Raw genomic sequence first — 13,162 nt, forward strand, 5'->3', positions numbered from 1 at the left:
TTATTCTAAATAATTAATGTAAACGTATTCACGTTGATATATCAACACGTATCAGCAATAGTTTGTGATTATAATTAATTTCACAGCTTTAAAATTTAGTATCCAATTGTGAAAAAATCTTCACAAAGTGACTGATATCGGCTTTTTTTAATTCACAAAAAAAGAGCTGAATTGATTTCCAGCTCCAGTTTGTGAATTATTTTGTTATCTGAACATTGTCTTTGTAGCACGAGCCATGACCTTAGGGTCCTTCTCGTAGTGGTGCATTGGTGTCATTTCTGATAATGGAATGTTGAGCAATGTGTAAACTGCACGTTGGGCAGCACGGAATGAATATTGTTCCGTAAAGACCATATCAAATGGTTGTTCACAGAATTGACTGACGAAGGCTAGATTCTTACTGTGTTCTGGCACAACATCTGGACGATCACCAACAGCTCTTTGATTGAACAAAGCACTAGCATATGGCATGTGAACAGGAATTACGTTGACAATGCTGTCCATAATTTCTTGTTTGTGGTTAGCAATACCATCTTTACTTGGATCAACAGCGGCTAATTGACCAAGAAATTCTTCAAGCATTTCCTTACCAGTCATTTCGATAACTGGTTTTTGAACGTAATCACCATTTCTTCTTGGATACATGAAGTATCCCCAGAAGACTGATTCATTAGGCTTTTGTGCCTTGAAGTGTGGTTGGTGGTGTACAACAAGTGACATCAATGGTGTACTGTGAATCCAAGTATTCAAAGCATTACCAGGTTCTTGTTGGGTGATACGTGAAATTTCGTTGACCAAGTAGTGGTTATTTGTTGTAACTGTGAAACTCATCCACTCACTTTGTGTACGATCATTAAAGAATTTATCAGGATTACCTAGTGAGTAGAACTTCTCGGCGGCTTTCTTCCAAAGCATAGCACTTGGTGCATATTCCATATTTTCTTTAACAGGTGTGTCGTAATCACCAATTGATGAACTATCAGTAATTGAACCATTAGTATCAAAGACTAAGTCGTTTTCAGCGATGTCGATGTGACCTTCCTTGTTGTCATTGTCGACTTCTTCATACTTGATTCCTGTTACGATAATATCATCTTGAAGAGGTGTATCTTTAAATTCCAAATCAGTAACTTTCCGGTTATTGATAAAGGTTACGCCACGGTCTTCCAAATACTTACGCATTGGTAACATAATGCTTTCGTATTGGTTATATGGTGTTCTTGTAACACCTTCCAAAGTGTTGATACGACTGAATTCAAGAATCATACGGTTCATGTAACGACGTAATTCCATAGCAGAACTAGCACGTTTGAAAGCGAAAGTTGTTTGCCACATGTACCAGAAATTAGTTGTGAAGAAATGTGGTGTACTTTCGAACCATTCAGCAATACTGATGTTGTTTAAAGTTTCCTCATCCTTCTCCGGCGTTAACATCAACTTACTTAGCAAATAACGTTCTTTGTTAGTAAATTGCATGTGTCTGTAGTTATCTTTATTTTGTTTGTTACGAGGACCATCGTCATCCATCAAACGACCAACATCGTGTGTTGGATGTGCGTGGTCAAAGTTTAAGATATCGTCGGTAACAGTTTGACCGGGGTTGTCCAATGATGGAACTGAACGCAATAAGTCCCAAAGGTTTTCATATGTTTCTTCGTTCAACATACGACCACCCTTAGCTAAATAACCCTTGCTGTTACTCAAAGCTTGGTTGCTATATTCATCCTCATAGTCCTTAACTGGGGCACCATCATTGGCACCGTGTGTTTCTAGACCCATCATAGTGATTTGTTCACCATTGAAGCCGCCATCACGAATCAAATAGATACCAGCAGCTAAGTTTCCAATACCAGTACCAATCATGTAGGCTTTTCTTGTCATAATAACTGACCTCCATTCAAATCTTCCTATTTCATCTATACACCTTAAATATAGCAGTTCCAGACAAAAAGTAAAGGCTTTCATTTTTGATATATTGAACAATTGTAATCTATTTTTTGGTACATTTTTGGGATTTTGTGGCATTTATTTTTTTTAATTTAAAAATAGCCAGAGCAATCAAAAAAGATTGTTCTGGCTATTTGGATTTTATATATTCAGTTGTTTTTTAGATTGGGCATGCAGTGGCTCTAAAACGGGCTACAGACGACAGCTTATAATAATTTGCTACGCTTCCCAAATCGCACACAAAACCGGTGTGCAATTCGTGAAGCTAGGCAAATCATTATAAGCTAAGCGTCGTCCTTCGCCCTCTATTCTAATCGCTATACTTAGTCAATCTAACCACATCTCTAACAATCATCAATTCCTCATCTGTTGGTACTACAAGGACTTGAACGGTTGAATCTTTTGTACTGATAACGCGAGTTCCGTTACCATTTTCGTTTGCTTCTTTATCAATTTTTATACCCATATAGTTAAAACTATTGGCAATATCTGCACGAATTTCGGCATTTTGAGCCCCTGTTCCGGCTGTGAAAATCAATGCGTCTACTCCGCTGAGCAAAGCAATGTATGAACCGATATATTTTACGATTCGGTTGATATAAATTTTAATGGCTAAATCAGAACGGTCATTTTCATCTCTGGTTGCTAATAAATCACGCATATCTGGTGAAACTCCTGAAATTCCAAGTAGTCCTGATTTTGTATTTAAAATTTTTACCATTTCAGTTGGGTCAGTTATCTTCATTTTTTGCATCAAATAGGCAACTAATGATGGATCGATGTCACCTGAACGCGTACTCATCGTAATACCAGCTAATGGTGTGAATCCCATTGATGTATCAACAGATTTTCCGTCTTCAATCGCATCAATTGAGGCACCACTTCCCAAGTGACATGAAATAATCTTCAAATCATTCAGTGGCTTGTGCAAGTAATCGGCGGCAGCTTGTGAGACATATCTATGACTTGTTCCATGAGCTCCAAATTTACGAACGCCATATTTTTCATAATATTCGTAAGGAATACTATACAAGTAATTGACTGGGTCCATTGTTTGATGGAATGAGGTATCAAAAACAGCTACTTGTGGTACATCTGGAAGAATTTTTTCAAATGCTTCGATACCAGCAGCTTGCCCGGGGTTATGTAATGGAGCGAACTCTGAAAGATTTCTAATTTGTTGAATAACACGTGGTGTCACAACAGCAGAATCCTTAAAAATACTACCACCGGCAACTACTCGATGACCAACACCTGAAATTTCATTGTAATTATCAATGATTTTCAAATCGATCAATTTATCGAGCATCTTGTTAACGGCTGTAGTGTGATCAGGAATATCGCCCATTTCACTAATCTTTTTGCCATCGAACTCAACTTCAAAAACAGAGTCAGACAGGCCTAAACGATCAACCATCCCTTTAGCAACAACTTTTTCATCAGGTACTGTGTATAGTTTCCACTTCAATGTAGAGCTACCAGAATTAACGGCCATGATTTTAGACATTTAATCTCACCTAACCTTTAAAATTTTTCGCCCAGTCTTGCAACTGGTCCTTAAACCCTTCAAATAATTTTGGATTATTGGTATCTGGTATTGTGCCCATCAAAACGTTTCCTACTTGCTTAGCATTACCACCGTGTTTTTGTAAAACAACAATCGCTTTTTGAGCTTCTTTGGAAGCAAATAATGTAGCAGGTAAATCAAGTACTGCTTGTAAATAAACACTTGAAACCATCCATTCGGACAATTTCTTAGCTTGATCTGTTTGGAAAATTTGTGAAGGTACAATGAATATACCGATTCCACCATCATTTAAATTTTTCATCGTCTGTTCAATTAATAAATGATGAGCATAAGAATGGCCCTTATCAGCTTTCGTCTTGAACTTCAATGCGTTTTCATCAACTGGATAATAACCGACTGGTAAATCAGCCACGGCCATATCAATATCGGTGATATCCCATTCAGCAATGCTATCTTGGTGATAAGCATCCAAATTGAGATTCATCACTTCACTAAAAGACTTGGCTAAAGATACTAAAGTCTCATCGTTATCAAGTGCCGCTGCATTGATTTTGAACTTATCTGTCATGTTCAATTGTTCAATAAACTCAATCAATAAGTTACCTGTTCCCACTGTTGGATCAACAATGTTTACGCTCGTCTTCTTTTGAACATTGAGTACCTCATAAGCAATGAGACTGGCAATCAAACCAATCGCATCCGGAGTCATTAATTTATTGACTTCGGTTTTGTCATCCTTTTGAGCTTTAATAATTGCAACAGTGATAGCTTGCTTTAATTGTAAAGGCGTTAAATTCAAATCTTTTAATTCTTGATAAATCGCCTCTAGTTTACTAACGGTCTCTTTATCGGGGACATCATTCTCCACGTAAACTTTACCGTCAGAAATGTTCGTCAATGTTTCAGCAAGTGAATCAATATTGCCGACCTTCAAGGACTTACCCAAAATTGAATTGGCTTCGTTTAGCTTTTCAAAATATGATTGCATATCTTTTTCAGACATAGTTAACCTCTTTGCTTAATAATAAAATTTTAACGTTGGAACCGATTTTATTCAAGGATTCCTAAATTCTCAATAGTCTATTTTATTACTTTTATTAATTTCTTTGTTAATTTGTTGCTTGTATATCTTATCTAATTGCCGGTAATCGTTGATCTGTTCGCTTAAATAAGACGTACTATAACCGACAACCATAATTGAAACCATAAGTACTAATATACTATTTAGTAACACAGTTCCGCTATGTTTTTGATTGTCGAAAATTAGCTTACGGATCATTGATTATGCACATTTGTGACTTTTGACCGGCTTTGTTCTCTGTTGTAATGATAACTAAATTTTCAATTTTTTCAATGTTAATCTTTTGGATATTTGTCATTACTGGTAAATGTCCTCCTTCAGTAGCAGTGGTTATCCTTAACATTTGTGATTGATAATTCTCTAAGACCATCGTCTTATTTTCGTCATCAAAATAATAAACCTTATCGTCCAAAACACTTTTTAATTTCCGGGGACCCAGCAAATCTTGAAGCTTTTCCTGTGTAATATGCCATCTTACTTGATCTCGAAACGATGTTTTTTGCACCGAATGCAAAATTTGAAGTGATTGTTGCAAAATTCCTAATGTCATTATCGTTATCATCAAGGCCACAACTGTTTCGTATAAAATGAAACCTCGATGTTTATTTTTTAATTTGATAAACATGTCCATTCACTTTCACTTGGTAAGTATTCGACTCTTGTGAAAAAAAATATTTTTTATCTTTAATTATTAAGGGATTAGGAATTTTATCGCTTTTTAAATGCAATAAAATAATCTTATCTGAGCTGACCTTTTCTTCCCATTGATTCAATAAATTGAATTGTTCATTAACACAATATACCAAAGTCAAAAGTATCAACAAAGAAATAAAAAAGGCGGTCAAAGACTCAAGCAAAACAAAACCATCATGTCGTTTCATCAATGATTTCTCCCCATCCCATTTGAACTTTATAAATATATTCTTTATGAGTTAATGCAGAATTTACAGTTATTGTTACTGGAGAACCTTCCCCTGAACCATAAATTTTATATATACTTCCTGAATTTTCATAAAACGACAACCAAGAAGGTAACTTTCTTTCAATTTGCTTTGTTTTTTCATATTTACCACGAACATCAAAAATAATCGTATTATTTTTTTCTATCATGAATGTGCTCTCGTGCCCCGTTAAATAAGCTCGGTTAAAGGCTGTTTTAAATGTGTTTTTGAACCATTCTAATGATTGTTTTTCTTCAATTCTGGCCTGATAATCTTTGATATTGTATAAAGAAATTGTTGTTAAAAAACAAAATATTAATAAACCAAGTAATACTTCCAAAAGAGTAAATCCTTTTCTAGGATGCTCCATTCATACTCTTACCTTTACCTTCACCTATTTTTATATCTTCAGTATGATCAAAAATATTATCTGTTTCATTAATTCCCACTTTTTTAGCTCTTTCTACCTGAGACTTTGTGATATAACCGTTTTTGGCTAGTTGTTCAATTGTAACTTTAGACTTGCTTTCCACATTTGCCCCATCTTTATCTGGATTATTTTCTAAAAATAGTCCTGCTTCAGTTACTAATGTTGTTTTAAATGCTTGTTCAGATTTTTTAGTTGCATTATCTCTTTGTGCTGCTAAATTAGGAATCATAATCAACAGCAACAACGAGATAATAAACAATACAATAACCATTTCAATTAATGTGAAACCTTTACGAATTTTTTTCATTAGGACATCCCTTTCATCATTTCGTATATTGGTAGTAATACCATCAAATATGTGACAACCACTACTATCGCAATGATTCCAAACAATATTGGTTGCACCAAATTCAATAGCTTTTTCAAACCTCGTTGCGTTTCCTCGAACTTTAACTCTGACATCAATAACAGATCTGCAGCCAACTGTGAGCCACTTTCACCAGCCTGTAAAAGCACTCGTAGCTGCTTTGGCAACAATGGTTCATCATCAATTAACTGCAAGAGACTTTTACCTTCCGTTAAATCATTAACAAATTTATTAGCCAAGTACACTTGAATTGATCCCTTTTGAAAGCGGTTATTTGATTCACAAATATCATATAAATTCATTCCACTAGCTAGTTGCATTCCGAGACCTTGTAAAATCAAAAACTGGAAAAAGCTTAAATAGATTGCTCCAATTGTTGGTAATTTCACAAGTACTAAAGCTTGTTGATATTCAGGTTTCCGCCTCAATTTCCAAGCAAACATCAAACCGCATATTAAGATAATCACAAGTATTAAAAGGATTAATTGTAAAAACAAATCGATATTTTTCCCACCATTAGCGATTTCTAGCTGTGGAATAATATATATTTTCATCCCTACTAACATCGTTACTAGAAAGGCTAAGATGAAACACGGATAAGCCAAAAGCTCCTTCAATTTTGTTTTTTGACGAGCTTGGCTCTGCAATAGTTGTCCCGTTTGTTCCAATGTCTGAGCAATATTGCCGTGTTCTTGGGCAATAACTAATTGATTGAAAATCACAGTTGGTAGTTGCAAATGTTTCAACGATTGTGAAATCATCGCACCACTTTGTAAGTCTCGATTGATTTTTGTAAATACTTTTTCATCCTCATCAAGTAAGCGTAAACAGTTAATTGACTGACTTAGTGAAAATCCATTCTTCAACAATTTACTAATGATCAATAAATATTCAGCTTGTTGACTTGTTTTTAACTTCTTACCCGAAAATGAACTCTTGATAGATATCTTCATTTATCTGACCCATTTGATATGACTTTTGTAAAAGTTGTTGCCAATTATCATCAATAATTTGTTGCTCAATAAAATTTTTAATCTCAGTATTTTCCATCACATCGAGAAATAATTTCAAATCATTTTCCGTTGGAACTAATCGTTGATAAGAAATATAGTTCACTGCATTCAGTATTTCTGTGTCATTGACTCCAAATTGCCGTAAGCGTTGGATTACTGAATACTTAGATTTCCCATGAATCGTTGTCATTACGGTATAGCCACAAATAGCCGCCTGCACCACTTGTCGAGCAGTTTGGCTATCACGAATCTCTCCAATAATCAGCACTTCAGGACGATGCCGTAAGCTAGTTTTAATCAATTCCTCATAGGTCATCCCCGCTTCAGCATTAACTTGCAATTGTAAAAAGTTATCCTCCACAATTTCGATAGGATCTTCGATACACATAACTTTTTTATTCCAGCTTAATCGCCGACCTAACGCGTACATTAACGAAGTCTTCCCTGACCCCATAGGACCGGCAAAAATCATCATGCCCTTACGCTGAGAAATCGGTAATAATTCATCAATTATGGTCTCGTCAATATTAGAAGTTAACTCTGGGGGATAAATCAAACGCACCACCATTGACTCTCGATTTTTAAAATCACCGACCGAAGAAATTCTAATAAAAATATTACGATTTTGATAAACGAAATTAAAAGCTCCCTTCTGTGAACGTCGTCGCTCTGAAACATCCAACCCTGAATTAAATTTTAGATAATTCATAATAGCCAGTGTTTCTTCAATCGTTAAATCAGCTACGGTATAGCTTTGTAACGAATTACGTGCTTCCAAATGATAAAAATTATCGCGTGGTAAAAAATAAATATCAGAAATTTTATTCGTACAAGCCTCGGTTAGTAAATTGCTAACCATTGTTTCTGCCGTCATACAACGACCCCCTTTCACAAAAGATTACGCAAAAAAAGACCACAGACTTTTGTCTGTGGTCTTTAATTATTTGAATTATTCGTCATCGTCATCTGCAGCAGCAGTATAAACTTCTGAAACGTCTTCATCATCTTCCAATTGGTCGATCATGTGTTCGAATTGTTCTTGTTTATCTTCTGGTACTGGTGTCGTATTTTGAGGGATCATTGTCAACTCAGAGTCGGCAAGTTCGTATCCCTTTTCGATCAATCCATCACGTACTGCAGCAAATTCTTTTGCTTCAGTGTAGATTTCATAAGCGTCGTCAGATGTTTGAAGATCATCAGCGCCAAGATCCATGATATCCATTAAAACAGTATCTTCATCTTGAGAGTTCTTTGAACGGTCAAGAACGATATAACCTTTACGGTCAAACATGTAAGCAACTGAACCACTTGAGCCCATGCTTCCTCCGTTACGGGTAAATGCAACACGTACGGCAGAAGCAGTTCTGTTTTTGTTATCTGTCAAAGCTTCTACTAAAACTGCAACTCCACCTGGAGCGTAGCCTTCGTATGTAACTTCATCATAATGTTCATCACTACCGCCATCAGCCTTGTCTAAGGCACGTTTAATGTTGTCCTTTGGCATATTGGCTGCACGAGCTTTATCTACTATTAAACGAAGGGCAGCATTATCGTTAGGATCGGAGCCACCTGCCTTAGCTGCCATAAATAATTCTCTAGACAACTTTTGGAAGATTTTACCACGCTTGGCATCTTGGGCACTTTTTCTACCTTGGATGTTATGCCATTTTGAATGTCCTGACATTTCTGTTTCCTTCTTTCATGATTAATTGTAAACCGCATATTATTTTATCAAAGTAATCGTTTTATTTCAATATTTGCGGGATAAATAACCATGAATTATTCCAGATATTAGCCTTAATGATGAACTTTCTTGATATCGATTACACCAAACGTCAAAATTGCGATTATTACACCTAATATTTGCATTCCGACACCACTTTCGTTTCCTGTTTGTGGGAACGTTGCGACACCAGATTTTTGATAGGTTGGTTGATAATCTGTTGCTATTAATGTACCTGAGTTTTTACCACTAATTCCGGGAATATAATAAACGGATTCAGAAACAGCCTGTTGTCCATTTTGCTTGGAGTCAGCTTCAATAATTGGTTTCGATGGGTCTATTGGGTCTGTTGAATCTGTTGGGTCCGTTGGGTCCGTTGGATCTGTTGGGTCCGTTGGGTCCGTTGGATCTGTTGGATCTGTTGGNTTCCTGGGTCTGGATCTGGACTTGGTTTAGGATCTGGATCTATTGCATCTTCAACAATCAAATGAACTGTTTTCGTTTGTGAATCACTGGATTTCAAAGTAACTTCATACGTTCCGGCTGTAGTTAAATCTGCTGTTCCAAAATCAACAGAAACATCCAACGGATTCCCATTTGAATCAGTAGCTGAGGCTTGAAAATCAGCTGCAGTTGGAGTGGAATCACCTATATGCATTGTGTAGTCGCTACCATTAATACTTTGTTTAGAGGCAGTTATAGTAAAATTACCGTTTTCAACCTGCACACTGTAATTAGGGTTATTACCTGCTGTAACGATAATTTTATAATCCCCTGCAGTTTCGCCAGGTTCGCGGCTAACGGTATAATTCAGTGCATCCCCATTCTCAACGTAACTAGGTACCGTCACAGTTGCACTCAAATCAGGGTCACTACTTCCTGCAACCTTTGTAGCATTATTAGCAGTAATAGTTACTGGAGCTGGGTTAATAGTAAATTCAGCTGTATCAGAGCCAACAGTCCAATCATACAAATTATTTTGACTAAAGTTCTCTATATTATTTTTTCCTTGATCCGTCAATTGAACGGTATATGAACCAGCGTCCTTAGTATCACCAGTTGATACAAAAGATAAATCTCCGTCTTGAAGCGTATAAACAGTTCCGTTAGATAAAACTATCTGGTACCCGCTACTATCAACGGACTGACTTTTACCATTGTAAGTTGTTGAGCTAGTGCCACTTAAACTGTATGTTCCAGAACGTTTATACACATCAACAGTAACGGTCGTACTATTCGAACCATATGAATAGACCACTTTATGAGTTCCAGCAGTAGATGTATCGATTGATCCATTTTCCTGACCATCGACTGTTACGTTAATATTTTCAAGTGGAATATTGCTGTTAGAAACCGAAGCACCTACAAAATTATCACTTGCTGACCAAGTTGTACCAGCGGGAATATTTGAATTAATAGCTTTAATAACAGGATCATTCAAAACAACGTCGTAAGTACCACTATATCCTTGATCCGATGATTCGCCAGGAGAAAGTATCCAATTAAAAGTAAAATCTGTCACACCACTTGGTATCGTAAAAATACCATTGCTATAAGTAACCCCGTTACTCAAATCGTTAATTCCAATAGCTTGTTCTGTAACACCGCCGATATTTACATTGAAGTAATTTGAAATATTGTTGTGAGCAGAATCAGTAAAAATAGCTGCAAATTGATTAACTGCAGCATTAGGATTATACGTCGTTAAAGTTTTAGTAACATTGGGAGCTAAAACTGTGGTAATCCGATTATTTGAAAATGCATCCGTTCCAATTGAGAAATTAGCTGCATCCGTTGATACACCAGTTAATTGGTTACTTAGAAAAGCATCTGTCCCAATGTTTTGAATCGTACTTGGAATATTTAAAGTTCCAGTCAACTCATTGTATGCAAAAGCTGAATCACCAATCGTTTGTAAGCCTTCATTTAATTCAAGGCCTTCAAGGTGTGATCCACCAAAAGCCTGATTACCGATTGTTTTCAAACTGGCTGGTGTTTTCAAAGTGCCGGTTAAACCAGTATATACAAATGCTCCATCATCAATTTCAGTTAAATTATTAGCATTCGAAATATCAACACTAGTTAAGCCAGTATCATAAACAAAGGCTTGTTTTCCAATAATAGTAACATTTGGTCCTAAGCTAATATTTTGTAGCTTCAAGTTAGAAGCAAAAGCTTGGTCGCCTATCGTTTGTAAGCTGTCTGGTAATTTAACCTCATAAGTTCCAACGCTGTTATTCCCATTGTATGCAAAAGCCAAGTCACCAATACTCGTTAGATTATTGTTATTGCTCAAGTCGATTCCAGTTGTGTGTGAATCTCCTGAAAAAGCCTCATCACCGATGGAAGTCAACGCTGTATCTTTTGAAAAATCAATATTTTCCAAATTATTATCATTTGAAAGAGCTTGATTTCCAATAGTCTGTAAGTTTGCTGGTAAAGTTACAGATGTTAAATTTCCATTATCCGAGAAAGACTGATACCCAATTGATTTCAAGCTTGCTGGTAACGTCAACGAAGTCAATGCTTCATTATAAGTAAAAGCATTATCCCCAATTGTTTGAACAGAATCTGGTAAATCGACCGTTTTAATTTGGTCACTAACAAAAGCTAAATTGCCAATATTTGTTAAATCATTGTCTTCTGTTAAATCAAGATTTTGCAATTTCGAATAAGCAAAGGCAGCGTCATCAATATCAGTTACACCACTATTAATTTTTACACTAGTTACAGTTTGGTTACCTTGGAAGGCTGAACTACCAATACTTGTAACATTGTATTGTTTACTACTGCTAGTAGCATTATTAGTTACCGTAATTTGTGTAGGAATATCAATCGACGAGTCCGTTAATTTATCAGTTGTGCCGACCAAAGAAGCCTCACCACTATCATCATTGGTACTCCAATTGAAGTTATCAGCATTAGTATGATTAGCATCAGATGTAATCGTATTAGCAGTTGTATCAACTAAGTTAAAATTGGAGGAAGCTGTCGCAGCTGGTGTAGTTGTTGAAGTCGCCGGTGTTGTTACTTGAGTTGTTGTCATTGGAGCTGCTGTACTAGTTGCAGCTGCAGATACTGGTGTTGTTGAAGTTATTGGAGTCGACTCCGTTACAGGGCTTGCTTTTGCTATATCAGCTAAACCATTAGAATTTGTTGGTGCTGATGAAACAACACTTTCTACCGTAGCTGATGTTGGACCCGCAGTTGAACTGGACGAGTTTAAAGTTTCATCTGAACTTGAACCTGTATTTGTATTTAGATCTTTATTTGCTGAAGTTAAAGAAGAAGCACTACCTGTATTTGGAGATGAACTTGAAGTAGTAGCACTATTGGAAGTTGAATCAATGTTTGTTGAACTAGTAGCTACAGCGACACTTTGAGTCGAACCTTGAGTTCCTGTACTAGCAGGAGTCGCAGTAGTAACTGTACTAGCTGTTGAAGGTTTTTCGGAAGGTGTTGTTGAAGAAGTAGCATTATTGTCAGCATCCGCATGAACAACAACTTGTTGACCTACAGTAGTTCCCAGTCCCAACGTCATCGCTGTTCCTGCAGCAAACAATAATTGTCTCTTACTTAATATGATCTTCTTATTTGCCATAATAATAAACCATCCTAACTGAGATGATTGCTCTCTGAACATGTCTAAACATCTCTTGGAGGTATAATATAATATTTTAATTATTTTTTTAAATATTTAGTCTTAAATATTCATTTTGTCAAAAATTAATAAAAAATAATGTTCATATGATATAGCAAAAAAAGTCGACCCTTTAAAAGGTCGACTTTCATAATGATTGATTTTTAATAATCATATTTCAAATAAACGCGAAAGATTTTAGAAATTAACTTTAATGATGAATCTTTTTGATATCAATTATACCGAAGGTCATAATTCCTAACAGTACACCTAAAATTTGTACCCAAACATTATTATCATTTCCTGTTTGTGGTAACGTTGCGATGCCTGACTTTTGATAAGCTGGTTGATAGTCAGTAGCTAACAATGTACCAGTATTTTTTCCACTTGTGCCAGGAATATAGTAAACTTCCTTCGAAACAACACGTTGTTCGTTATTATTGGCACTAGAATCAATAATTGGTCTCGATGGGTCTGTTGGATCTGTTGGGT

11 protein-coding genes and 2 pseudogenes are annotated in these 13,162 nt (G+C 36.0%); all 13 read right to left on the reverse strand.

Going from position 1 to position 13,162, the window contains the following annotated elements; genetic code table 11:
- Window positions 1–204 precede the first annotated feature (204 nt).
- Entirely contained in the window at window positions 205–1,881 is a 1,677-nt protein-coding gene (locus FD31_RS04510) for an oleate hydratase (protein ID WP_057891573.1), read from the reverse strand.
- Window positions 1,882–2,257: 376 nt separating this feature from the next.
- Entirely contained in the window at window positions 2,258–3,454 is a 1,197-nt protein-coding gene (locus FD31_RS04515) for an acetate/propionate family kinase (protein ID WP_057891574.1), read from the reverse strand.
- A gap of 10 nt (window positions 3,455–3,464) precedes the next feature.
- Window positions 3,465–4,478, reverse strand: coding sequence for a class I SAM-dependent methyltransferase (locus tag FD31_RS04520; protein WP_057891575.1), 1,014 nt, complete (start codon window positions 4,476–4,478; stop codon window positions 3,465–3,467).
- A 265-nt stretch (window positions 4,479–4,743) separates the two neighbouring features.
- Window positions 4,744–5,181: a competence type IV pilus minor pilin ComGF gene (locus tag FD31_RS04525; RefSeq protein WP_057891576.1), complete on the reverse strand. Its 438-nt coding sequence runs from the start codon at window positions 5,179–5,181 to the stop codon at window positions 4,744–4,746.
- The gene (locus FD31_RS04530; protein ID WP_057891577.1) at window positions 5,159–5,437 is read right to left on the reverse strand and encodes a hypothetical protein; all 279 of its coding nucleotides are present in this window, start codon (window positions 5,435–5,437) and stop codon (window positions 5,159–5,161) included. Before FD31_RS04530 ends, FD31_RS04525 begins: the two co-directional genes overlap by 23 nt.
- Complete coding sequence (locus FD31_RS04535) at window positions 5,424–5,867, reverse strand: prepilin-type N-terminal cleavage/methylation domain-containing protein (RefSeq protein WP_083483584.1); 444 nt, start codon at window positions 5,865–5,867, stop codon at window positions 5,424–5,426. Before FD31_RS04535 ends, FD31_RS04530 begins: the two co-directional genes overlap by 14 nt.
- Window positions 5,854–6,234 carry a prepilin-type N-terminal cleavage/methylation domain-containing protein gene (locus tag FD31_RS14515; protein ID WP_057891579.1) on the reverse strand — a complete coding sequence of 127 codons (381 nt, stop codon included), beginning with the start codon at window positions 6,232–6,234 and terminating at the stop codon, window positions 5,854–5,856. The genes FD31_RS04535 and FD31_RS14515 overlap by 14 nt, the downstream gene beginning before the upstream one ends.
- Window positions 6,234–7,247: a type II secretion system F family protein gene (locus tag FD31_RS04545; protein WP_057891580.1), complete on the reverse strand. Its 1,014-nt coding sequence runs from the start codon at window positions 7,245–7,247 to the stop codon at window positions 6,234–6,236. Before FD31_RS04545 ends, FD31_RS14515 begins: the two co-directional genes overlap by 1 nt.
- Window positions 7,213–8,181 carry a competence type IV pilus ATPase ComGA gene (comGA, locus tag FD31_RS04550; protein ID WP_057891581.1) on the reverse strand — a complete coding sequence of 323 codons (969 nt, stop codon included), beginning with the start codon at window positions 8,179–8,181 and terminating at the stop codon, window positions 7,213–7,215. Before comGA ends, FD31_RS04545 begins: the two co-directional genes overlap by 35 nt.
- 75 nt (window positions 8,182–8,256) lie before the next feature.
- Window positions 8,257–8,991 (reverse strand): YebC/PmpR family DNA-binding transcriptional regulator, encoded by a 735-nt coding sequence (locus FD31_RS04555; RefSeq protein ID WP_057891582.1) that lies wholly within the window; start codon window positions 8,989–8,991, stop codon window positions 8,257–8,259.
- 113 nt (window positions 8,992–9,104) lie between these two features.
- Window positions 9,105–9,455: pseudogene (locus FD31_RS14385) on the reverse strand (hypothetical protein); the annotation flags it as partial.
- Window position 9,456: 1 nt separating this feature from the next.
- Window positions 9,457–12,673, reverse strand: a pseudogene (locus tag FD31_RS14560) (leucine-rich repeat protein); the annotation flags it as partial.
- A gap of 208 nt (window positions 12,674–12,881) precedes the next feature.
- A partial coding sequence (locus FD31_RS04565; protein WP_157049142.1) for an LPXTG cell wall anchor domain-containing protein occupies window positions 12,882–13,162 on the reverse strand: 281 nt, incomplete at its 5' end.

Source organism: Companilactobacillus nantensis DSM 16982, from assembly GCF_001435815.1.
Lineage (GTDB): Bacteria > Bacillota > Bacilli > Lactobacillales > Lactobacillaceae > Companilactobacillus > Companilactobacillus nantensis.

Excerpts from the sequence above, each read along its gene's own strand:
- FD31_RS04510 (WP_057891573.1), bottom strand. The coding sequence starts at position 1,881 with ATGACAAGAAAAGCCTACATGATTGGTACTGGTATTGGAAACTTAGCT.
- FD31_RS04515 (WP_057891574.1), bottom strand. The coding sequence starts at position 3,454 with ATGTCTAAAATCATGGCCGTTAATTCTGGTAGCTCTACATTGAAGTGG.
- FD31_RS04520 (WP_057891575.1), bottom strand. The coding sequence starts at position 4,478 with ATGTCTGAAAAAGATATGCAATCATATTTTGAAAAGCTAAACGAAGCC.
- FD31_RS04525 (WP_057891576.1), bottom strand. The coding sequence starts at position 5,181 with ATGTTTATCAAATTAAAAAATAAACATCGAGGTTTCATTTTATACGAA.
- FD31_RS04530 (WP_057891577.1), bottom strand. The coding sequence starts at position 5,437 with ATGAAACGACATGATGGTTTTGTTTTGCTTGAGTCTTTGACCGCCTTT.
- FD31_RS04535 (WP_083483584.1), bottom strand. The coding sequence starts at position 5,867 with ATGGAGCATCCTAGAAAAGGATTTACTCTTTTGGAAGTATTACTTGGT.
- FD31_RS14515 (WP_057891579.1), bottom strand. The coding sequence starts at position 6,234 with ATGAAAAAAATTCGTAAAGGTTTCACATTAATTGAAATGGTTATTGTA.
- FD31_RS04545 (WP_057891580.1), bottom strand. The coding sequence starts at position 7,247 with ATGAAGATATCTATCAAGAGTTCATTTTCGGGTAAGAAGTTAAAAACA.
- comGA (WP_057891581.1), bottom strand. The coding sequence starts at position 8,181 with ATGACGGCAGAAACAATGGTTAGCAATTTACTAACCGAGGCTTGTACG.
- FD31_RS04555 (WP_057891582.1), bottom strand. The coding sequence starts at position 8,991 with ATGTCAGGACATTCAAAATGGCATAACATCCAAGGTAGAAAAAGTGCC.